This is a genomic window from Roseomonas nitratireducens (assembly GCF_017813355.1).
GTDB classification, from domain to species: domain Bacteria; phylum Pseudomonadota; class Alphaproteobacteria; order Acetobacterales; family Acetobacteraceae; genus Neoroseomonas; species Neoroseomonas nitratireducens.
The window spans coordinates 23,627-43,435 of the sequence record NZ_JAGIYZ010000005.1; the positions used below are offsets into that span (position 1 = coordinate 23,627).

General features: G+C 70.9%; 21 protein-coding genes. 8 read left to right on the plus strand and 13 right to left on the minus strand.

The features are described from left to right. Positions 1-8 precede the first annotated feature (8 nt). The 5 genes from J5Y09_RS06915 to J5Y09_RS06935 all read left to right on the plus strand — a co-directional run bounded on the left by J5Y09_RS06915 (position 9) and on the right by J5Y09_RS06935 (position 4,859). Positions 9-986 (plus strand): ABC transporter permease, encoded by a 978-nt coding sequence (locus J5Y09_RS06915; RefSeq protein WP_209351025.1) that lies wholly within the window; start codon positions 9-11, stop codon positions 984-986. Next, positions 983-1,909, plus strand: coding sequence for an ABC transporter permease (locus tag J5Y09_RS06920; RefSeq protein WP_209351026.1), 927 nt, complete (start codon positions 983-985; stop codon positions 1,907-1,909). Before J5Y09_RS06915 ends, J5Y09_RS06920 begins: the two co-directional genes overlap by 4 nt. A 2-nt stretch (positions 1,910-1,911) precedes the next feature. Next, positions 1,912-2,898, plus strand: a complete 987-nt coding sequence (locus J5Y09_RS06925) for an ABC transporter ATP-binding protein (RefSeq protein WP_209351027.1) — start codon at positions 1,912-1,914, stop codon at positions 2,896-2,898. Beyond that, entirely contained in the window at positions 2,895-3,932 is a 1,038-nt protein-coding gene (locus J5Y09_RS06930) for an ABC transporter ATP-binding protein (protein WP_209351028.1), read from the plus strand. Before J5Y09_RS06925 ends, J5Y09_RS06930 begins: the two co-directional genes overlap by 4 nt. A 174-nt stretch (positions 3,933-4,106) precedes the next feature. Further along, positions 4,107-4,859 (plus strand): FkbM family methyltransferase, encoded by a 753-nt coding sequence (locus J5Y09_RS06935; RefSeq protein ID WP_209351029.1) that lies wholly within the window; start codon positions 4,107-4,109, stop codon positions 4,857-4,859. On the opposite strand, the gene J5Y09_RS06940 is transcribed toward J5Y09_RS06935, so the two are convergent. The 4 genes from J5Y09_RS06940 to J5Y09_RS06955 all read right to left on the minus strand — a co-directional run bounded on the left by J5Y09_RS06940 (position 4,840) and on the right by J5Y09_RS06955 (position 9,621). Beyond that, positions 4,840-5,727, minus strand: a complete 888-nt coding sequence (locus J5Y09_RS06940) for an esterase-like activity of phytase family protein (RefSeq protein ID WP_209351030.1) — start codon at positions 5,725-5,727, stop codon at positions 4,840-4,842. The two genes, J5Y09_RS06935 and J5Y09_RS06940, sit on opposite strands and share 20 nt — an antisense overlap. A gap of 195 nt (positions 5,728-5,922) precedes the next feature. Continuing rightward, the gene (cobT, locus tag J5Y09_RS06945; protein ID WP_209351031.1) at positions 5,923-7,797 is read right to left on the minus strand and encodes a cobaltochelatase subunit CobT; all 1,875 of its coding nucleotides are present in this window, start codon (positions 7,795-7,797) and stop codon (positions 5,923-5,925) included. Positions 7,798-7,948: 151 nt separating this feature from the next. Beyond that, positions 7,949-8,953 carry a cobaltochelatase subunit CobS gene (cobS, locus tag J5Y09_RS06950; RefSeq protein WP_198375989.1) on the minus strand — a complete coding sequence of 335 codons (1,005 nt, stop codon included), beginning with the start codon at positions 8,951-8,953 and terminating at the stop codon, positions 7,949-7,951. Positions 8,954-9,009: 56 nt separating this feature from the next. Further along, positions 9,010-9,621, minus strand: coding sequence for a J domain-containing protein (locus J5Y09_RS06955; RefSeq protein ID WP_209351032.1), 612 nt, complete (start codon positions 9,619-9,621; stop codon positions 9,010-9,012). Between the two features lie 86 nt (positions 9,622-9,707). Between J5Y09_RS06955 and J5Y09_RS06960 the strand changes: the two genes are divergently transcribed. Continuing rightward, positions 9,708-9,992 carry a BolA family protein gene (locus tag J5Y09_RS06960; RefSeq protein ID WP_198375991.1) on the plus strand — a complete coding sequence of 95 codons (285 nt, stop codon included), beginning with the start codon at positions 9,708-9,710 and terminating at the stop codon, positions 9,990-9,992. On the opposite strand, the gene J5Y09_RS06965 is transcribed toward J5Y09_RS06960, so the two are convergent. From J5Y09_RS06965 to J5Y09_RS06980, 4 genes are all read right to left on the minus strand, one after another. Continuing rightward, positions 9,986-10,357 (minus strand): hypothetical protein, encoded by a 372-nt coding sequence (locus tag J5Y09_RS06965; protein WP_209351033.1) that lies wholly within the window; start codon positions 10,355-10,357, stop codon positions 9,986-9,988. The two genes, J5Y09_RS06960 and J5Y09_RS06965, sit on opposite strands and share 7 nt — an antisense overlap. Continuing rightward, complete coding sequence (locus tag J5Y09_RS06970; protein WP_209351034.1) at positions 10,354-10,890, minus strand: NUDIX hydrolase; 537 nt, start codon at positions 10,888-10,890, stop codon at positions 10,354-10,356. Before J5Y09_RS06970 ends, J5Y09_RS06965 begins: the two co-directional genes overlap by 4 nt. Before the next feature lie 52 nt (positions 10,891-10,942). Beyond that, a complete protein-coding gene (locus J5Y09_RS06975) occupies positions 10,943-11,152 on the minus strand; it encodes a hypothetical protein (protein ID WP_209351035.1) in 210 nt (69 codons plus the stop codon). A gap of 172 nt (positions 11,153-11,324) precedes the next feature. Continuing rightward, the gene (locus J5Y09_RS06980) at positions 11,325-12,518 is read right to left on the minus strand and encodes a phosphoglycerate kinase (RefSeq protein ID WP_209351036.1); all 1,194 of its coding nucleotides are present in this window, start codon (positions 12,516-12,518) and stop codon (positions 11,325-11,327) included. Between the two features lie 28 nt (positions 12,519-12,546). Here J5Y09_RS06980 and J5Y09_RS06985 point away from each other — a divergent pair, with 28 nt between their 5' ends. Further along, entirely contained in the window at positions 12,547-12,933 is a 387-nt protein-coding gene (locus tag J5Y09_RS06985; protein WP_209351037.1) for a DUF6636 domain-containing protein, read from the plus strand. Between the two features lie 4 nt (positions 12,934-12,937). Here J5Y09_RS06985 and J5Y09_RS06990 read toward each other — a convergent pair whose 3' ends face one another. The 4 genes from J5Y09_RS06990 to J5Y09_RS07005 all read right to left on the minus strand — a co-directional run bounded on the left by J5Y09_RS06990 (position 12,938) and on the right by J5Y09_RS07005 (position 16,932). Next, entirely contained in the window at positions 12,938-13,417 is a 480-nt protein-coding gene (locus tag J5Y09_RS06990; RefSeq protein ID WP_342451426.1) for a flavin reductase family protein, read from the minus strand. Positions 13,418-13,536: 119 nt separating this feature from the next. After that, entirely contained in the window at positions 13,537-14,553 is a 1,017-nt protein-coding gene (gene gap, locus J5Y09_RS06995; protein WP_209351039.1) for a type I glyceraldehyde-3-phosphate dehydrogenase, read from the minus strand. 31 nt (positions 14,554-14,584) lie between these two features. Then, positions 14,585-16,615, minus strand: a complete 2,031-nt coding sequence (tkt, locus tag J5Y09_RS07000) for a transketolase (RefSeq protein ID WP_408904051.1) — start codon at positions 16,613-16,615, stop codon at positions 14,585-14,587. 47 nt (positions 16,616-16,662) lie between these two features. Continuing rightward, the gene (locus J5Y09_RS07005; protein WP_209351040.1) at positions 16,663-16,932 is read right to left on the minus strand and encodes a helix-turn-helix transcriptional regulator; all 270 of its coding nucleotides are present in this window, start codon (positions 16,930-16,932) and stop codon (positions 16,663-16,665) included. Between the two features lie 109 nt (positions 16,933-17,041). Between J5Y09_RS07005 and J5Y09_RS07010 the strand changes: the two genes are divergently transcribed. Next, entirely contained in the window at positions 17,042-18,697 is a 1,656-nt protein-coding gene (locus tag J5Y09_RS07010) for a cation:proton antiporter domain-containing protein (RefSeq protein WP_209351041.1), read from the plus strand. Between the two features lie 3 nt (positions 18,698-18,700). Here the strand turns inward: J5Y09_RS07010 and J5Y09_RS07015 are convergent, their stop codons facing one another. Continuing rightward, positions 18,701-19,783 (minus strand): calcium:cation antiporter, encoded by a 1,083-nt coding sequence (locus J5Y09_RS07015; RefSeq protein WP_209351042.1) that lies wholly within the window; start codon positions 19,781-19,783, stop codon positions 18,701-18,703. Between the last annotated feature and the right edge of the window lie 26 nt (positions 19,784-19,809).

Genomic DNA, 19,809 nt, shown 5'->3' on the forward strand with positions numbered 1-19,809 from the left:
CGGCGGCGATGACCGTCTACCTCGTGCGCCGCCTGATCCAGGCGCTGTTCGTCGTCCTGGCCATGTCGGTCATCGTCTTCGTCGGGGTCTTCGCCATCGGCGACCCGGTCGAGATCCTGATCAGCCCCGACGCCGACCAGATCGAGCGCGAGCGCGCCGTCCAGGCGCTCGGGCTCGACCTGCCCCTGTGGCACCAGTACCTGGTCTTCCTCGGCAACGCGCTGCAGGGCGACCTCGGCCGGTCCTTCGTGTTCAACGAGCCGGCGCTGAAGCTGATCCTGCAACGCATGCCGGCGACGCTCGAACTCGCCTTCGGGGCGATGTTCCTGTCGATCCTGATCGGCCTGCCGCTCGGCCTCTATGCCGGGCTGCGGCCGAACGCGCCGGCGTCCAAGGCGATCATGGCCGGATCGATCCTCGGCTTCTCGCTGCCGACCTTCTGGGTCGGGCTGATGCTGATCATGGTCTTCGCGGTGCAGCTGGGCTGGCTGCCCTCGACCGGGCGGGGGGACACGGGCGCGCTGTTCGGCCTGCAATGGTCCTTCCTGACGGTGGACGGGCTCGCGCACATGGCGATGCCCGCGCTCAACCTCGCGCTGTTCAAGATCAGCCTCGTCATCCGCCTCACGCGCGCGGGGGTGCGGGAGACGATGCTGATGGACTACGTGAAGTTCGCCCGCGCCAAGGGGCTGAGCCCGGCGCGCGTGACCTTCGTGCACGTGTTCAAGAACATCCTGATCCCGGTGGTGACCGTGGTGGGCCTGGAACTGGGCTCGACCATCGCCTTCTCGGTCGTGACGGAAAGCGTCTTCGCCTGGCCGGGCATGGGCAAGCTGATCATCGACAGCATCAACGTGCTCGACCGGCCCGTGATCGTCGCCTACCTGATGATCATCGTGCTGATGTTCATCACCATCAACCTGATCGTGGATCTGACCTACTCCATGCTCGATCCGCGGGTGCGGCTGGAGACGAAGGGCACATGAGCGACGCGACGGTGAACGGCGCGGCGCCGCCCGCGCCCCGCAAGGACAAGGTCGAGACTCCCTTCCAGCGCTTCGTCTCCGAATTCGCGGAATCGAAGATCGCGGTGGGCGGGCTGATCGTCTTCACGGCGATAGCGCTGGTGGCGATCTTCGCGCCCTGGATCGCGCCGCAGGATCCCTACGACCTCGCCCAGCTCGACATCATGGACGGGCGGCAGGAACCGGGGACGACCGGCGGGGCGGGCTTCACCTTCTGGCTCGGCACCGACGACCAGGGCCGGGACATGATGTCGGGCATCATGTACGGGCTGCGCATCTCACTGATGGTCGGCGCGGGCTCGGCGCTGATCGCCTGCGTGGTGGGCGCGTCGCTCGGCCTGCTCGCGGCCTATGCCGGCAAGAAGACCGACACGGTCATCATGCGGCTGGTCGACCTGCAGCTGTCCTTCCCGTCCATCCTCGTCGCGCTGATGATCCTCGCCTTCCTCGGCAAGGGCATCATGAACGTGGTCATCGCGCTGGTGATCGTGGAATGGGCCTATTACGCGCGCACCGTGCGCGGCACGGCGCTGGTGGAACGCCGGCGCGAATACATCGAGGCGGCGCAGTGCCTCGCCCTGCCGACCTACCGCATCCTGTTCCGGCACCTGCTGCCCAACTGCCTGCCGCCGCTGATCGTCGTGGCCACCATGCAGGTGGCGCGCGCCATCGCGCTGGAGGCGACGCTGTCCTTCCTCGGCCTCGGCGTGCCGATCACCGAGCCCTCGCTCGGGCTGCTGATCGCCAATGGCTACGAGTACATGCTCTCGGGCAAGTACTGGATCTCGTTCTATCCCGGCATCGCGCTGCTCATCACCATCGTCTCGATCAACCTGGTGGGCGACCAGCTGCGCGACGTGCTGAATCCGCGGTTGAAGAAGTAGCCATGGCCGAGCCGACGCTGGAGGTGCGCAACCTCCGCACGCATTTCTTCACCCGCGCGGGCGTGGTGAAGGCCGTGGACGACGTCTCCTTCACCGTGGAGCGCGGCAAGGTGCTCGGCCTGGTGGGGGAATCCGGGTCGGGGAAGTCCGTCACCGGCTTCTCGATCATCGGCCTGGTGGATCCGCCCGGGCGCATCGCCGGCGGGCAGATCCTGTTCAAGGGAAGGGACCTCGCGCGCATCAGCGAGGAGGAGATGCGCAGCCTGCGCGGCAACCGCATCGCCATGATCTTCCAGGACCCGATGATGACGCTGAACCCGGTCCTGCGCATCGACACCCAGATGATCGAGACGGTGCAGGCCCACCGGAAGTGCTCGAACGAGGAAGCCCGCCAGCGCGCGCGCGACACGCTCGGCATGGTCGGCATCCCTTCGCCGGATGAGCGGCTGAAATCCTATCCGCACCAGTTCTCCGGCGGCATGCGCCAGCGCGTGGCCATCGCCATCGCGCTGCTGCACGAACCCGAGCTGATCATCGCGGACGAGCCGACGACGGCGCTCGACGTGACGATCCAGGGCCAGATCCTGGCCGAGGTGCAGAAGCTTGCCGCGACGACCGGCACCTCGCTGATCTGGATCACGCACGACCTGTCGGTCGTCGCCGGCCTCGCCGACGACATCGCGGTGATGTACGCCGGCCGCATCGTCGAGAAGGGCGCGGTGTCGGAGGTGCTGGACACGCCGCTGCATCCCTACACCGCCGGGCTGATCGGCAGCGTGCCCTCGCGCAACAAGCGCGGGGAACCGCTGCGCCAGATCCCGGGCATGACGCCGTCGCTGCTCAACCTGCCGCCCGGCTGCGCCTTCCGCAGCCGCTGCCCGCGCGCGGCCGAACCCTGCATGGCCGAGCCCGCCATGGAGCAGATCCTGCCCGGGCGGGAGGTGCGCTGCTTCCTGCCTCTGACCGGCACCACGGAGCAGGCGGCATGAGCGCGGCCGTGACCGACACCCGCGCTGCGATCGACGCCGGCGCGCCGATGATGGAACTGCGCGGCATCTCGAAGCGCTTCGAGAAGAAGCTCGACTTCGCCGGCCGCATCGCCCAGCGCCTGGGCGCCTCGCTGCGCGAGGAGGTGGTGCACGCCGTGGACGGCGTCGACCTGACCATCCGCAAGGGGGAGGTGGTCGGCCTGGTCGGCGAATCGGGATGCGGCAAGTCGACGCTGGGGCGGATCGTCGCCGGCATCATGCCGCCTTCCGAAGGCACCATCCTGCGCGATGGACTCGACGTGCTCTCGCTCTCCGCCCAGGTCGTGCGGGCGATGAAGCTGCGCACGCAGATGATCTTCCAGGATCCCTACGCGTCGCTGAACCCGCGCATGCGCGTCGCCGACATCGTGGGGGAGGCGCCGCTGGTCCATGGCCTCGTCACCCGCGCGGGCTTCGATGCCTATGTGGACGAGCAGATGCGCCGCGCGGGCCTCGACCCCGCCTTCAAGCGCCGCTACCCGCACCAGTTCTCGGGCGGCCAGCGCCAGCGCATCGGCATCGCCCGCGCGCTGGCGGTGAAGCCGGACTTCATCGTCTGCGACGAGGCTGTGGCCGCGCTCGACGTGTCGATCCAGGCGCAGATCCTGAACCTGTTCATGAAGCTGCGGCAGGAGCTGGACCTCACCTACCTCTTCATCAGCCACGACCTCGGCGTGGTGGAGCATCTGAGCGACCGGGTCGTGATCATGTATCTCGGCCGGGTGGTGGAGGAAGCGCCGTCCGAGACGGTCTTCTCCCGGCCGAACCACCCCTACACCCAATCGCTGCTGGCCTCCGTGCCGCGGATCGAGGCGCGCAAGCGCGCCTTCGCGGTGGTGAAGGGGGAAATCCCCTCGCCGCTGAACCCGCCCGGGGGCTGCCATTTCCACCCGCGCTGCCCGCACGCCATGCCGCGCTGCAAGGTGGAGAAGCCGGTGCTGCGGGAAGTGGCGCCCGGCCAGCGCAGCGCCTGCCACCTGAACGACGCGGCCTGAGGCCCGTCGCGCGACGGGTATCGCGCGAGGGGCCGGCGCGGGGCGGCCGCATGCGATGAACGCTGTCCGCATGAAGATCGACCCTTCGCGCGGATGCCATGGGTGCTGCGGCGCCCGATTGCGGGCCCGCCCGGTGCGGCTATCATGTTCCGATAACGGAATGGAATCGCCGCCATGTCGGAAGACCTCGCCACGCAGCTCAGGACCCATGCGCGCAAGCTCGACGAGTTGCGCGCCGCCGTCCTGTTCCAGGCCATGGGGCCGGAGCGGATCGTCGAGTTCCTCGCCTTCGACACCCCGATCCGCATGCACCTGCCGCAGGCCGCGACGGATGCGGTGCAGCGCCTGATCCTCCTGCACGGCACCTTCTATGAGACGCGGCAGATGACGCAGGTGCTGCCGATGCTGCCGCCCGAACCCGTGGTGGTCGACGCCGGGGCGAACATCGGCAACCACACGGTCTTCTTCGCCAAGGTCTGCCGGGCGAGGGAGGTCCACGCCTTCGAGCCCCTGCGCAGCGTCTTCGCCATCCTCCAGCGCAACGTGGCGCTGAACGCGCTCGAGAGTGTCCGCTGCCACAACCTCGCGCTGGGCGCGACGGAAGGCCGGGCCGCGCTGCACAGCTTCCCGCATGTGAACATCGCCGCTTCCGTCTTCGGCGCCGCCGCCGACGGCGCCTATCCGATGGTCAGCCTCGACGCGCTCGCCCTGCCGCGCATGGACGTGCTGAAGATCGACGTGGAGGGCGCGCAGGTGCCGCTGCTCGAAGGCGCGCGCGACAGCATCCAGCGCCATCGCCCGCTGATCTGGATCGAGCTGCGCGCCAACCATGGCGAATTCGAGCCCGGCGACGCGGCCCTGCGCGCGCTGGGCTATGCGCAGACGGCGCAGATCTCCCCGGTGGACTTCATCTACCGGCCGGGCTGAGCGGCGCCCCGCGCAGCGCGAACAGCAGCATCATGCTGCGCTGCATCACGCTGTCATTGTCGTCCGCGACCAGGACGACGATGACGCGCCCCTCATGCGCGATGGCGGCGACGCCTTCCCAGTTCTCCGCCGGCAGCGCGCCGCCATCCAGGCGCAGCACCTCCATCCCGCGCAGCAGGTCGCCTGCGCGCGCGGCCGCGACGTCCGGCGCCGCCACGCGCACGAGCCGCGCGGCGAAGCCGCCGAGCCATGAAAAGCGTCGTTCCAGCACCAGCGCGCCGCCATCGGGCAGGCCTGCCGCATCCACCGGGGAAAAGCCCTCGGCCGGTTCCCAGGCGATCGGCATCCAGCGCCCCGGCCGTCCGATCCAGCCGCGGCGCCGCGCCGGCGCGCCCTCGGGGGAGAGGGATTCGGTCAGCGCCAGCAGCCGCCCGTCGGCGAGCAGCGTCAGCGCTTCCAGCCCGCCATTGCCCGGCGCGCGGTCGAGCCCCGGCGGCGCGTCGATATAGGCGCCTGGCCCGTCGAGGCGGCGATAGGCGCGGATGCGGTGCCAGCGCTCGTAGGCCACCAGCCAGGTGCCGTCCGCCAGGCGCGTGATGGCCTCGGCATCGCCCGCGCGGCCGCGTGGCAGGGGGCGGCCTGCGCCATCGCCGAGCGGCCCGGATGCGACCGGTTCCAGCAGATGCGCCCGCCCGTCGCGCAGATGGATGCGCGCCTGCGCCCAGCGCGCGCGGTCATCCACCATGGTCGCGAGAAGGCCCGGGCCGAGATGGATGCCGGAGAGGTTCGCCGCCCCCAGCCGCCGCGAATCGATCTCGAACCCGCCAAGGCTTTCCAGCGGGCCGTCGAGCGCGACCGGCGGCAGCACGAGGCCGGTGTCCTGCTGCCCGGCCGCGCAGGCCGCGAGCAGCGCGCCCGCGGCGAGAAGGGCGCGCCGTGGCGTCAGGCGCGAAGCGCCGCGCGGTGGCGCATCAGACCAGCACGGGGCCGCGTTCCGCGGCCGCGCGCTGCGTCGCGCCGGAGGCGCGCGGGTCGTTGCGGCGTGGCGACGCGCGGTGGCGCATCACACCAGGACGGGCCCGCGCTCGGCTGCCGCGCGCTGCCACGCCTCCGCGGCATCCTCGTCGAAAAGCTCGGCGAGCTTCTTCATCATGGTGCCGCCCAGCTCCTCGGCGTCCACGATGGTCACGGCGCGGCGGTAGTAGCGTGTCACGTCGTGGCCGATGCCGATGGCGATCAGCTCCACCTGGTTCCGGTTCTCGATCTCGTGGATCACGCGCCGAAGGTGGCGTTCCAGGTAGTTGCCGGGGTTCACCGACAGCGTCGAATCATCCACCGGCGCGCCGTCGCTTATCACCATCAGGATGCGCCGGTGCTCGGGCCGCGGCAGCAGCCGCTTGTAGGCCCATTCCAGCGCCTCCCCGTCGATGTTCTCCTTCAGCAGCCCCTCGCGCAGCATTAGCCCGAGGTTCTTGCGCGCCCGCCGCCAGGGCGCGTCGGCCGCCTTGTAGACCACGTGGCGAAGGTCGTTCAGCCGGCCCGGGTTGCGCGGCTTGCCTTCCTGCACCCAGCGTTCGCGCGACTGCCCGCCCTTCCAGGCGCGCGTCGTGAAGCCGAGGATCTCCACCTTCACCGAGCAGCGTTCCAGCGTGCGCGCGAGGATGTCGCAGCACATCGCCGCGACCGAGATCGGCCGTCCGCGCATCGAGCCCGAATTGTCGATCAGCAGCGAGACGACGGTGTCGCGGAAATCGGTGTCGCGTTCGCGCTTGTAGGACAGCGCGTGCATCGGGTTGGTCACGACGCGCGTCAGCCGCGCGGCGTCGAGGATGCCTTCCTCGAGGTCGAACTCCCAGGCGCGCTGCTGCTGCGCGAGCAGCCGCCGCTGCAGCCGGTTGGCGAGCTTGGAGACGACGCCCTGCAGATGGTTCAGCTGCTGGTCGAGCTGCTGGCGCAGCCGGTTCAGCTCGTCCGGGTCGCAGAGATCCTCGGCCGAGACCACCTCGTCGAACTGCGTCGTGAAGGCGTGGTAGCGCGTGGTGTCGTCGACCTGCGGCACCTCGCGGCGCTGCTGCGGGCCGCCGGGCTTGTCGTCGCCATCGGCGGCGGCGCCGTCCTCCTCGGTCTCCTCGCCTTCCTCGTCGGACGCCTCGCCCTGCATCTGCTCGGGCTGGGCGCCGAGCATCTGGTCCTCCTGCTCGGAGGAGGACTGGCCTTCGCCGGATTGGTCCTGCTGGGGGCTGCTCTCGCCGCCTTCCTCGCCTTCCTCGTCCTGCTGCTCGCTCTCGGCCTCGACTTCCGCCTCGGCCAGGTCGAGCGCGGTCAGCAGCTTGCGCGCGGCGCGCGCATAGGCCGCCTGGTCGTCGGCGCTGCTGGCCATCTCGGCCAGCGCCTCGTCGGCCTTCTCGCCCAGCGTGTCGCGCCACAGCTCGAGCACGCGGTGCGCGATCTCGGGCGCCGGCTGGCCGGTCAGCCGTTCGCGCGCGATCAGGCCGAGTGCGGCGGGCAGCGGCAGCTGGTCCTTCCGCGTCATGCGGTCGTAGCCCTCGGCCTCGCATTCCTCGGCAAGCTTGGCGCGCAGGTTGGCCGCGACGCCCGCCATGTGCTTCGAGCCGACGGTCTCGACCCGCACCTGCTCCAGCGCGTCGAAGACCTCCCGCGCCTCCCGGCGGCCGGGGATGCGGGATGCGTGCAGCGATTCGTCGTGGTGGCGCAGCCGCAGCGCGGCGGCGTCGGCCGCGCCGCGCAGCTTCGCCATCTCGGCCGGCGGCAGGGCCCGCGTCGGCAGCGGCAGGCGCACGCGCTTGCCGGCGACGCCGGAGGGGCCGGGCTGGAAGGCCACCTGCACCTCGGGGTCCGCATGCGCGATCGCCCGCAGCGCGCCCGCCGTGGCGCGCTTGAACTCTTCCTGCCGCGTCAGGTCCTGCTTGCCGGACATCGTGTTCGCCTCCGCTTCGCTGCGGCGGGGCCGGCCTGATTCAGACTTCGCTCCTCGCGCCTGCGGCGCTGCGGGGCTTCGTCGTCAGGGCGGCCGTCTGCGTTACCGCGTGGTCACGGGCGGGGTGCCCCGCCCGTGCGAGCCCGGCCCTTCAGCCCGCCTTCTTCATGAGACCCGTCGGGATCTCCTCGTTGAAGCAGCGCTGGTAGTATTCGGCCACCGTGCTGCGTTCCGCCTCGTCGCACTTGTTGAGGAAGGTGAGCCGGAAGGCGAAGCCGACATCGCCGAAGATGCGCGCGTTCTCGGCCCAGGTGATGACGGTGCGCGGCGACATGACGGTCGAGATGTCGCCCGCGATGAAGCCCGCGCGCGTCAGGTCGGCGAGTGCCACCATCGCCTCGACCTGCTTGCGCGCCTTGGCGTCGCCCTCCATCGCCATCTTGGCGAGGACGATGTCCGTCTCCTGCTTGTGCGGCAGGTAGTTCAGCGTCGCCACGATCGACCAGCGGTCCATCTGGCCCTGGTTGATCTGCTGCGTGCCGTGATAGAGGCCGGTCGTGTCGCCCAGGCCGACCGTGTTGGCGGTCGCGAAAAGGCGGAAGTTCGGGTTCGGCCGGATCACCTTGTTCTGGTCGAGCAGGGTGAGCTTGCCCTCGACCTCCAGCACGCGCTGGATCACGAACATCACGTCCGGGCGGCCGGCGTCGTATTCGTCGAACACCAGCGCGCAGGGGTGCTGCAGCGCCCAGGGGAGGATGCCCTCGCGGAACTCCGTCACCTGCTTGCCGTCCTTGAGGACGATCGCGTCCTTGCCGATCAGGTCGATGCGGCTGATGTGGCTGTCGAGGTTGACGCGGATGCAGGGCCAGTTGAGCCGCGCGGCCACCTGCTCGATATGCGTCGACTTGCCGGTGCCGTGGTAGCCCTGGATCATGACGCGCCGGTTGAAGGCGAAGCCCGCGAGGATGGCGAGCGTCGTCTCCTTGTCGAAGCGGTAGGTGTGGTCGATCTCGGGCACGTGCTCCGTGCGGATCGAGAAGGCCGGCACATCCATGTCGACGTCGACGCCGAAGACCTCGCGCGCCTTGACGGTGATGTCGGGGGAGTCGATCGCGGAGGTGGGGCGAATGTCGGCGATCTGTGCGACCTTGTTCATCTCAAATCCGGTTCCGGTTCTGCTGTTGGCATACTAGGCCCGACCGCGGCGAAGGGCTACCCGGCGGGGGCGCCCGCGGCCTGTTCGGGCGCGCGGGCGGTGGCTGGCACGCGCCGCTTGAGCAGGCTGTAGGCGCGGTTGATGTCCTTGAGGCGTTCTTCCGCGACGCGGTCCCCGCCCGTGGCGTCCGGGTGGTAGCGCTTCGCGAGTTCCTTGTAGCGCGTGCGGAGGTCGGTCTGGTCGAGCGGCCAGGTCAGGCCGAGCAGGTCGAGCGCGGCGCGGAGTTCCGGCGGGGCCTCGCTCGCCTCCCGCGCGCGGCGGCGCTGCGTCGGCGCCTCGTTGCGGAGGATGCCGAGCGGGTCGCGCAGCAGGTCGGCCTCGAAGCGGCTGGCGCCGCCGAGCCGCCCGAGCGGCCAGGACGGGCGCTGCCAGGCTGTGTCCGACCGAAGCGCCGCCTCGATCTCGGACGGGCCCATGCCCTTGTAGTAGTCCCAGGACGCGTTGTAGGCGCGGACATGCGGCAGGCAGAACCAAAGGAAGCCCGACAGGGTGCGGTCGCGCGGCGCACGGAACAGGCCGGGTTCCGCGCAGCCGGAATGCTCGCAGCGGCGGGGCGGTTCGCCGGCGTCGTCATTTACCGGCACGGCCTTGCTGCCAGGACGGGGCATCCGCTTCTTATGGGCGGGCACCGCCCGCGCCGCAAGGCGCCGCAGGAAACACGACACGCAACCCCTGACCGAGATACAGGCCAAACATGACGTCCCGAGCCGACCGCATCCGCGCCGCCATCGAGGCCGCCTTCCCCCCGGCCGAGGTCGCCGTGACGGACGACAGCCACCGCCATGCCGGCCATGCCGGCGCGCGCCCGGAAGGGGAGACCCACTACAGCGTCCGCGTCGTCTCCCCGGCCTTCGCCGGGCAGTCGCGCGTCGCGCGGTCGCGCGCGGTGCATGCCGTGCTGGCGGCGGAATTCTCGGGCGGGCTGCATGCGCTGTCGCTCCGCCTGCTCGCGCCGGGCGAAGGCGAGGCCGCTCAGTAGGAGAAGGGCACGCGCAGCCGGGCGCCGGGCGCCGGGTTGCGCAGCAGCCGGTCCTCCCGCGCCTGCAGCCCTTCGCGCTGCGCCGTGGCGCCGGGGCGGGGATCGTTCGGGTCGATCAGCGCCGGGTCCAAGCGCGCCGTCGGGCGATCCGCGCGGCGGGGGCCTTCAAACTCGCGGTCGGGCACCGGGGCGGGGTCGCCGGGGCGCGGCGCGGCCACCTGCGGTTCGGGCGGCGCGGCGGGGCGGGTGGCGCGCCGGCGCGCGCGCTGCTGTTGCTGCTGCGGGCGCGCCTGGCGCTGCTGCGCCGCGGCCGGCGTCGCGGCCAGGAGAAGGGCGGCGAGGATCAGCCCGCGCCGCCCCGTCACGGCACGGCCCCGGTGAGCGGGCGCGTGCCCCGCGGATCCTCGGGCGGGTTCAGCGCGACGGCGCCCGGCGCGCCATCCCGCCAGGCGCGCAGCGCCCAGCGGACGGACGGGAAGGCCAGGTCGTCCCAGGGGATATCGTCCCAGGCGAAGGGGCGCACCTCGAGGCTCTCGGGACCGGCCTCGAAGCCCGGCTGCTCGAAGCGGGCACGAAAGATCACCTGCACTTGGCCGAGGCGGGCGATGGAATAGACGGCGAGCACGCCTTCGAGGGCGATGCGCGCGCGCGCTTCCTCCCAGGCTTCGCGGCGCGCGCCTTCCTCGACCGTCTCGCCCATTTCCATGTAGCCGGCGGGGATGGTCCAGAAGCCGGAGCGCGGCTCGATGGCGCGGCGGCAGAGCAGGACGGTGTCGCCATCCGCGACGATGGAGCCGACGACGACCTTCGGATTCTCATAGGCGACGTGCCCGCAATCGGGGCACATCAGGCGTTCGCGGTCGTCGCCTTCGGGAATGCGCCGGACGAAACGGGACATGCCCGCAAGATGGGCTTGCGGGTGCCTCCCGCGCAAGCGGGTGTGCGGTGCCCTAGACGCGAAGGTCGAGCAGCGAGCCCCGCGGCAGGGACTGGCCGGCCGGCAGGGCGCCGGCGGGGGGGACGGCCTCGAGGATCCGCTGCGGCGCCGGGCTGGCGGCGCGACCGGCGGCTTCGGGGCGCTCGGGCCCGCGCACCTGCTGGATGCCGGCGCTGCGGGTGACCTCCTGCGTGAAGGCGGCGAGGGAGTTGAGGCTGATCATGCGCAGCATTGTCCAGCCAAGACGTGAAGAATGGCTTAACCCGACCGAGGAACGGCCTGTGCGGGCGACGGGACGGGCGGCACTGATGCGCATGGGCACAGAATGCGCCCAGGTCGCGTTAACCTTCCAGCAACTTTTGATTGCAGACCGGGCAAATCGCCCGGCCGCGCCCCTAGCCGGCCGAAAGCGCCGCCACGCCGGGCAGCGTCTTGCCCTCGAGCCATTCCAGGAAGGCCCCGCCGGCGGAGGACACGTAGGTCATGCGTTCGGCCACCCCCGCATGGCGCAGCGCGGCCACCGTATCCCCGCCGCCGCCGATCGACTTCAGCGCCCCGGATTGGGTCAGGGAGGCGACGATCTGCGCCACCCCCACCGTCGCCGCGTCGAAGGGCGGGGTTTCGAAGGCGCCGAGCGGGCCGTTCCAGACCAGCGTCGAGGCCGAGCGCAGCCGCGCCTCGATCGCCTGTTCCGTCGCCGGGCCGACATCGAGCGCCATGCTGTCCGCCGGCACGGAGCCGACGCCCACGGTCCGCGTCGGCGGGTTGGGGGCGAACTGCTCGGCGACAACCAGGTCGGTCGGCAGCAGGATCTCGCAATTGGCGGCCTTGGCACCGTCCAGGATCGCGCGGGCGGTGTCGTGCATCTCCGCTTCCTGCAGCGACTTCCCCATGGCGTGGCCCTGGGCGGCGAGGAAGGTGTTCGCCATGGCGCCGCCGATCACCAGCACATCGACCTTCTTCGAGAGGTTCCCGAGCAGGTCGAGCTTGGTCGAGACCTTTGCCCCCCCGACGATGGCCACCACCGGCCGCGCGGGATTGCCCAGCGCGGCGTCGAGGGCCTTCAGCTCGACCTCCATCAGCCGCCCGGCATAGGAGGGCAGGAGATGGGCCACGCCCTCGGTGCTCGCATGGGCGCGGTGGGCGGCGGAAAAGGCGTCGTTGACGAAGGCATCGGCGAGCTTCGCGAGCGCCGCGGCCATGGCCGGGTCGTTCTTCTCCTCCCCGGCGTGGTAGCGCGTGTTCTCCAGCAGCAGGACATCGCCGTCGGCCAGCGCGGCGACGGCGGCCTCGGCCTCCGGCCCGATGCAGTCATCGGCCCAGGCGACGGGACGCTTCAGCGCCGCCGCCAGCGCTTCCTGCAGCGGCTTGAGCGACATTTCCGCCACGCGCTTGCCCTTGGGCCGGTCGAAATGGCTGCAGACGACGACGCGCCCGCCATGGGAGGCGAGCTCGGCGATGGTGGGGCAGAGCCGCTCGATCCGCGTGCGGTCCGTGATGCGCCCGTCCTTCACCGGCACGTTGAGGTCGGCGCGCAGCAGGATGCGCTTGCCCTTGGCGTCCAGCGCATCGATGGTTCGGTAGGTCATCGCGTCGTGGTTCCGGGAGAGGGTTGGAATGGTCCGGTGGGTCGCGGCTTTGGTCCTGTTCCCGCTCCTAGCATCCGCGCAGGAGGCCTTCCAGTTGCCCTCGGGCAATATCCACTGCGCGGTGTGGGACGGGACGATCCGCTGCGACGTGCTGAACTACACCTACCGCCCGCCGCGGCGGCCGGCGGGTTGCGACCTCGACTATGGCGGGGCGGTGGAACTTGCCCCGCGGGGCCAGGCGCGGCTGATCTGCCATGGCGACACGGTGGCGAACCCGATGGCGCCGGTGCTGGGCTATGGCCAGGCTTGGCAGGGGCGGGGGATGAGCTGCGTCGGCTCCCAGGCCGGGCTGCGCTGCCAGAACGCGGAAGGCCGCGGCTTCGAGATGGCGCGGGCGCGGCTGAGCTTCTTCTGACCTGTCACGCCTTGCCGGAGGGCAGGCGGATGACCCGCCCGTCCAGCGCGAAGGTTCCCCATCCCTGGTGGTGGATGGTCTTCGCGCCGCGCAGCGCCGGGTTCGTCCAGGCATGGACCACTTCGAGGACGAACATGCCGTAGGCGCTGACCATCCGCGTATCGACCACGCGGCATTCCAGGTTGGCGATGCAGGCGGGCAGCAGGGGCGCGGCGACGTGGCGTGCCGCGCGCGTGGCGAGGCGGAAGCGCGCGACCTTGTCGACCTCCGCCCCCGAGCAACTGCCGATGCCCACCACCGTCTTCGCCATGGCGGCGGGCGGTATGGCGATCACGCATTCCTTCGTGCGCTTCAGCGCCATGAAGGAATGGTTCCGGTTGCTGACGATGCAGGCGATCTGCGGCGGGGTGAACTCGACCATCATGTGCCAGGACATGGCCATGACGTTCGGGATGCCGCGGTGGCTGGTGGCGAGCAGCACCACCGGCCCCGGCTCGATGAGTTGGTAGGTCCTGTCGAGCGGGGCGGATCGCAGGTGATGGGTTCCAAGGGCCTTTCGGCCCTTGGCGGCGTGGTCCGGAGGGGCGGGCCCCCTCCGGGACATCACAGCGAGCCGAACAGCGCCGCCGTGTCGCTCATGCGGTTCGAGAAGCCCCACTCGTTGTCGTACCAGGACAGCACGCGCACGAGGCCGCCATCGACGACCTGGGTCTGCGTCGCGTCGAAGGTCGACGAAGCCGGGTTGTGGTTGAAGTCGATGCTGACCAGCGGCGCCGTGTTGTAGCCGAGGATGCCCTTGAGCTCCCCTTCGGCGGCCGCCTTCATCGCCGCGTTCACCGCTTCCTTCGTCACGCCGTCCTTGGCGGGCACGAAGTCGAGCGAGACGAGCGAGACGTTCGGCGTCGGGATGCGGATGGCCGTGCCGTCGAGCTTGCCCTTGAGTTCCGGCATGACGAGCCCGACCGCCTTGGCCGCGCCCGTGCTGGTCGGGATGGCGGAGACGGCGGCCGCGCGCGCGCGGTGCAGGTCCTTGTGCAGCGTGTCGACCGTGTTCTGGTCGCCGGTATAGGCGTGGATCGTCACCATGTAGCCGCGGACGATGCCGAAATTCTCGTGCAGCACCTTGGCCACGGGCGCGAGGCAGTTGGTGGTGCAGGAGGCGTTGGAGATGACCGTCATCTCCTTCGTCAGCGTCTTGTGGTTCACGCCGTAGACGATGGTCGCGTCGGCATTGTCGCCGGGGGCGGAGATGACGACCTTGCGCGCGCCCGCGGCAATCAGCGCGGAGGCCTTCTCCTTGCTCGTGAAGATGCCGGTGCATTCCATCGCGACGTCGACGCCCTGGAAGGGCACCTTGGTCGGGTCACGCTCGGCCGAGACGGTGATCGGCGCATAGGTGCGGCCGTTCGCGCTGATGATCAGCTTGTTGCCGTCGACGGCGATCTCGCCCGGGAAGCGGCCATGCACGCTGTCGTAGCGCAGCAGGTGGGCGTTCGCCTCGACGCTGCCGAGGTCGTTGATGGCGACGCATTCCACGTCGGTGCGCCCGCTTTCGACCATCGCGCGCAGTACCAGGCGGCCGATGCGCCCGAACCCGTTGATGGCGACCTTCACTGCCATAGTCGTTGGTTCCTTCCCCTGGATGGTGCGTTCAGGCGAGGCGCTTCTTCACCGCCGCCGTGATGGCATCGGCCGTGATGCCGAAATGCCGGTAGAGGTCTTCCGCCGGCGCCGAGGCGCCGAAGCCGCCCATGCCGACGAAGATGCCGTCCGTGCCGAGCCAGCGTTCCCAGCCCATGCCGACCGCGGCTTCGACCCCCACGCGCAGCGCGGAGCCGAGCACCTGGTCGCGGTACGACGCGTCCTGCGCGGCGAAGATCTCCCAGCAGGGCAGGGAGACGAGCGCGGTCGGGATGCCTTCGGCTTCCAGCGCGTCGCGCGCTGCGAGCGCGATGTGCACTTCCGAACCCGTGGCGATCAGCGTCGCGCGCCGCGCGCCGCTCGCCTCGGCCAGCACGTAGCCGCCGCGGGCGCAGCGATTCTCGCCGGTGTCGCTGCGCAGGGCCGGCAGGTTCTGGCGCGACAGCGCGAGCAGCGAGGGCCCGTCGGCGCGCTTGACCGCGAGTTCCCAGCACTCGGCGGTCTCCATCGCGTCCGCCGGGCGGAAGACGCAGACATTCGGCATGGCGCGGAAGGAGGCTACGTGCTCGACCGGCTGGTGCGTCGGCCCATCCTCGCCCAGGCCGATCGAGTCATGCGTCAGCACATGGATCACCCGCTGGCGCATCAGCGCCGCGAGGCGGATCGACGGGCGCATGTAGTCGGAGAAGACCAGGAAGGTGCCCGAATAGGGGATGATGCCGCCATGCAGCGCCATGCCGTTCATGGCCGCGGCCATGCCGTGTTCGCGCACGCCCCAATGGACGAAACGGCCGGCGAAGTTGCCCGGAGCGATGGGCGGGATGCCCTTCACATTGGTGTTGTTCGACCCGGTGAGGTCGGCCGAGCCGCCGACCATCTCGGGCACGGAGGGCACCAGGGCCTCGAGCGCCTTCTGGCTCGCGACGCGCGTCGCGATCTTGGGCTTTTCCTCGGCATGCTTCGCGCGCAGCGCGACCAGCGCCTCATGCCAGGATTCCGGCAGGCGGCCGGCCATCGCGCGGTCGAACTCCGCGCCCTGCGGGTGCTTGGCCAGGCGCTTCAGCCAGGACCGGCGGGTGCCCGCACTGCGCCGCCCCGCGGCTTCCCAGGCGGTCTTGAGGTCCTCGGGCACGGTGAAGGCGGGCGCCGTCCAGCCGAGCAGTTCCTTCGCCGCGGCCGCTTCCGCCGCGCCGAGCGGGCTGCCGTGGGATCCGGCGGTGCCCGCCTTGGTCGGCGCGCCGAAGCCGATGATGGTGCGGCAGGCGATCAGCGTCGGCTTGCGGTTGCGTATGGCCCAGGCCATCGCGCCCTCGATCGCCGCCGCGTCGTGGCCGTCGATCCGGCGCACCGCCCAGCCATAGGCCTGGAAGCGCTTCAGCACGTCCTCGCTGAAGGACAGCGCGGTGTCGCCGTCGATCGAGATGTGGTTGTCGTCCCACAGCACGCAGAGCTTCGACAGGCCGTAATGCCCGGCGAGCGAGGCCGCTTCGTGGGAGACGCCTTCCTGCAGGTCGCCGTCGGAGGCGATGACCCAGGTGCGGTGGTCGACCAGCGACGCCCCGAAGCGCGCCGCCAGCATCCGTTCCGCGAGCGCCATGCCGACCGCCGTCGCGATGCCCTGGCCGAGCGGGCCGGTCGTCGTCTCGATGCCCGGATGCTCGCCGAATTCCGGATGGCCGGCGGCGGGGGAATGAAGCTGGCGGAAGCGGCGCAGCTCCTCGATCCCCATGCCCGCATGCCCGGTCAGGTGCAGCAGGGCATACAGCAGCATGGAGCCATGCCCGGCCGACAGCACGAAGCGGTCGCGGTCCGGCCAGCGCGGATCGGCCGCGTCGTATTTCAGGACCTTGGTGAACAGCGCCGTCGCGACATCGGCCATGCCCATCGGCATGCCGGGATGGCCGGACTTGGCGGCTTCGACCGCGTCGATCGCGAGCGCCCGGACGGCATCGGCCATGCGCCGGCCCTCCCCGCCGCGGGCGAGGATCTCCGCCTGCGCGGCGAGCGCCGGGTTCTGCGTGGCATCCGGGGTGGGGGCGATGCTGGCCAAGTTCGGGCACCTGCGAAGGAAACGGGGGGCGGGCGCCGCTATAGAGGCGGGGGGGCCTGCGGGCAACCTGCCGCGCCCGCGGCGCGGCGCACGCCTTCCCCGCCTTCCGCGCAGGGGTCGAGGAAGCGGATGCCCGCATCCTCCAGCGCGCCGCGGATCGCCATGGCGGTGGCGCGGTGCAGCGCGTGGTGGCCGCCCTCGAAGCCGCGCACCGTGCCGGGGCTGATGCCCGCGGCGCGGGCGAGCTCCGCCTGGGTCCAGTCGAGCAGGGCGCGGGCAGCCCGGCATTGCGCGGCGGAAAGCGGCATTCGGATGACCTGGGATATCGACGCTAAAAATCAATATCAACGAAAAAATTGAAATTCAACCGGCGCTCCCCCATCTGGGAAGGAAACCCAGAAGCAGGAGGCGGGACAGATGCCGGACCACCAGACCCCCCTGATCGCGACCATCGTCGTCGGCCTGGTGCTGGCCTTCGCGCTGGGCCTGCTGGCGCAACGGCTGCGCGTCTCCCCGCTTGTCGGCTACCTGCTCGCCGGCGTCGCGGTCGGGCCCTTCACGCCCGGATTCGTGGCCGATGCCGCGCTCGCGGCGGAACTGGCGGAAATCGGCGTCATCCTGCTGATGTTCGCGGTCGGGCTGCATTTCTCCTGGCGGGACCTCGTCTCGGTCGCGGCCATCGCGGTGCCGGGGGCGATCGTGCAGATCGCGGTGGCGACGGCGCTCGGGCTGGGGCTCGCGCTGCTGCTCGGCTGGAGCGTGCCGGCGGGGCTGGTCTTCGGCCTGGCGCTGTCGGTCGCCTCGACCGTCGTGCTGATCCGCGCGCTGCAGGAACGGCGGATCATCGACAGCGAGCGCGGGCGGATCGCGGTCGGCTGGCTGGTGGTGGAGGACCTCGCCATGGTCCTCGCCCTGGTGCTGCTGCCCGCGCTGGCGGCGGCGATGGCGGCGGGCGCCCTGTCCGCCCGCGACATCGCGCTGGCCATCGGCATCACGCTCGGCAAGGTGGGGCTGTTCGGCGCGGCGATGCTGCTGGTCGGCCGGCGCGCCATCCCCGCGCTGCTGCACTACGTCGCGCATACCGGCTCGCGCGAGCTGTTCCGACTCGCGGTCTACGTGGTCGCGCTCGGCGTCGCCTTCGGCGCGGCGAAGCTGTTCGGCGTGAGCTTCGCCCTCGGCGCCTTCTTCGCGGGCATGGTGCTGTCGGAAAGCCGGCTCAGCCAGCGCGCGGCGGAGGAAGCGCTGCCGCTGCGCGACGCCTTCGCGGTGCTGTTCTTCGTGTCGGTCGGCATGCTGTTCGACCCGGGCGTGGTGCTGCGCGACCCGGTCGGGCTGCTCGCGACGGTGCTGATCATCGTGGTGGGCAAGTCGGTCGCGGCCTACGGCATCGTGCGGCTGTTCGGGCATGGGCACGGCACGGCGCTGACAATCTCGGCCTCGCTCGCGCAGATCGGCGAGTTCTCCTTCATCCTGGCCGGGCTCGGCGTCGCGCTGTCGCTGCTGCCGCCGGAGGGGCGCGACCTGGTGCTGGCCGGGGCGATCCTGTCGATCATGCTCAACCCGCTGGTGTTCTGGATCGCGGAGCGCACCCTGCCGGCCGCGCCGCGGTCCCCCGTGCCGCCGCCCCCGCCCGCGCCGGCCGCCGAGCCGGGGCATGAGGTGCTGGTCGGCTATGGCCGCGTCGGCAGCCTCGTCGGCCGGCGGCTGATGTCGGCCGGGCGCCGCGTGGTGGTGATCGAGGCCGGGGAGGACGCGGCCGAGGCCGCGAGGCGCGACGGCGCGCACGTCATCGCCGGCAACGCCGCCGATCCGGATGTGCTGGCCGAGGCCGACCTGCCCGCCGCGCGCCGCGTCTTCGTCGCCATCCCCGAGCCCTTCGAGGCCGGGCAGGTGGTGGAGCAGGCGCGCGCCGCGCAGCCGGACCTCGAGATCCTCGCCCGCGCCGGGTCGGAGGAGGCGATGGAGCACCTCAAGGGCCTCGGCGCGACGCTGACCGTGATGGGGGAGAGGGAGATCGCCCACCGGATGCTGGAACGCGCCCTCGGCCGCACGGCGCAGCGGCCGGCGGCCTGATCGTCAGGGTGCGAAGACGCTGAAGATGTAGGTCGCCAGCAGCACGAGGTGGACGATGCCGGACAGCAGGTTCGTCCGCCCCGTGCCGTAGGTAATGATGGCGACGATGAAGCCGAGCGCCATCAGCACGCTCGCGCCGGGGGATATGCCGAGTTCCAGCGGCTGGCCGATCCACCATGCGACGATGGCGACCGAAGGCACGGTCAGCCCGATGCAGGCGACGGCGCTGCCGAGCGAGAGATTGATGCTCGACTGTAGCCGGTTGGCCGCGGCGGCGCGGACCGCCGCGGTCGTCTCAGGCAGCAGCACGATGGCTGCGATCATCACGCCGACGATCGCGAGCGGCGCGCCCACCGCCTGCACCCCTTCCTGCAGCGCCGGCGCGAGGCTTTTCGCCAGCACGACCACCGAGAGCAGCGCGACCGACATCAGCGCGAAGGAGATCAGCGCCATCCGCGTCGTTGGGCGGGCATGCCCCGTGCCCTCGCCGTCATCGCCCACCGGCATGAAGTAGTCCCGATGCCAGTTGGTCTGAATGAACAGGAACGCGACATAGAGCGCGAGGCAGGCGATCGAGACGAAGGCCAGCTGCACCGGGGAATAGTAGGGGCCGGGCGCCGAGACGACGTGGTTCGGCACGACCAGCACCAGCACCGCCATCGGGATCAGCACTGCGAGGAAGGCGTTGGCACCCTCTACCTTGAACTCCGTCACGCGGTGGCGAATGGCGCCGACGACGATGCACAGCCCCGCCAGCCCATGCAGCACGAGCATCACGACGGCATGGACCGAATCCCGCATCAGCGCCGGGTTTGGCTCCCCGGCCAGCATGATGGAGATGATCAGCCCGACCTCGATCACCGTGACGGCCAGCGCCAGGACGAGCGTACCGAAGGGCTCGCCCACGCGTAGCGCGATCACTTCGGCATGGTGGACGGCGGCGATGACGTTGCCGAGCAGGATCGCCGCCAGCAGCAGAGCGAGCGGCCCAAGCCCGGCCTTGCCGAGCGCGAGCCAAGCCGCGACGCCGAGCACGGGCAGCAGGATGGTGTGAAGCGGGATGCGGTCAGTCGGGGCGCCGGCCATGAAAGTCCCGTAATGGAACCCAGCCA

Excerpts from the sequence above, each read along its gene's own strand:
- J5Y09_RS06915 (WP_209351025.1), top strand. The coding sequence starts at position 9 with ATGACCGTCTACCTCGTGCGCCGCCTGATCCAGGCGCTGTTCGTCGTC.
- J5Y09_RS06920 (WP_209351026.1), top strand. The coding sequence starts at position 983 with ATGAGCGACGCGACGGTGAACGGCGCGGCGCCGCCCGCGCCCCGCAAG.
- J5Y09_RS06925 (WP_209351027.1), top strand. The coding sequence starts at position 1,912 with ATGGCCGAGCCGACGCTGGAGGTGCGCAACCTCCGCACGCATTTCTTC.
- J5Y09_RS06930 (WP_209351028.1), top strand. The coding sequence starts at position 2,895 with ATGAGCGCGGCCGTGACCGACACCCGCGCTGCGATCGACGCCGGCGCG.
- J5Y09_RS06935 (WP_209351029.1), top strand. The coding sequence starts at position 4,107 with ATGTCGGAAGACCTCGCCACGCAGCTCAGGACCCATGCGCGCAAGCTC.
- cobT (WP_209351031.1), bottom strand. The coding sequence starts at position 7,797 with ATGTCCGGCAAGCAGGACCTGACGCGGCAGGAAGAGTTCAAGCGCGCC.
- cobS (WP_198375989.1), bottom strand. The coding sequence starts at position 8,953 with ATGAACAAGGTCGCACAGATCGCCGACATTCGCCCCACCTCCGCGATC.
- J5Y09_RS06955 (WP_209351032.1), bottom strand. The coding sequence starts at position 9,621 with ATGCCCCGTCCTGGCAGCAAGGCCGTGCCGGTAAATGACGACGCCGGC.
- J5Y09_RS06960 (WP_198375991.1), top strand. The coding sequence starts at position 9,708 with ATGACGTCCCGAGCCGACCGCATCCGCGCCGCCATCGAGGCCGCCTTC.
- J5Y09_RS06970 (WP_209351034.1), bottom strand. The coding sequence starts at position 10,890 with ATGTCCCGTTTCGTCCGGCGCATTCCCGAAGGCGACGACCGCGAACGC.
- J5Y09_RS06975 (WP_209351035.1), bottom strand. The coding sequence starts at position 11,152 with ATGATCAGCCTCAACTCCCTCGCCGCCTTCACGCAGGAGGTCACCCGC.
- J5Y09_RS06980 (WP_209351036.1), bottom strand. The coding sequence starts at position 12,518 with ATGACCTACCGAACCATCGATGCGCTGGACGCCAAGGGCAAGCGCATC.
- J5Y09_RS06985 (WP_209351037.1), top strand. The coding sequence starts at position 12,547 with ATGGTCCGGTGGGTCGCGGCTTTGGTCCTGTTCCCGCTCCTAGCATCC.
- gap (WP_209351039.1), bottom strand. The coding sequence starts at position 14,553 with ATGGCAGTGAAGGTCGCCATCAACGGGTTCGGGCGCATCGGCCGCCTG.
- J5Y09_RS07005 (WP_209351040.1), bottom strand. The coding sequence starts at position 16,932 with ATGCCGCTTTCCGCCGCGCAATGCCGGGCTGCCCGCGCCCTGCTCGAC.
- J5Y09_RS07010 (WP_209351041.1), top strand. The coding sequence starts at position 17,042 with ATGCCGGACCACCAGACCCCCCTGATCGCGACCATCGTCGTCGGCCTG.
- J5Y09_RS07015 (WP_209351042.1), bottom strand. The coding sequence starts at position 19,783 with ATGGCCGGCGCCCCGACTGACCGCATCCCGCTTCACACCATCCTGCTG.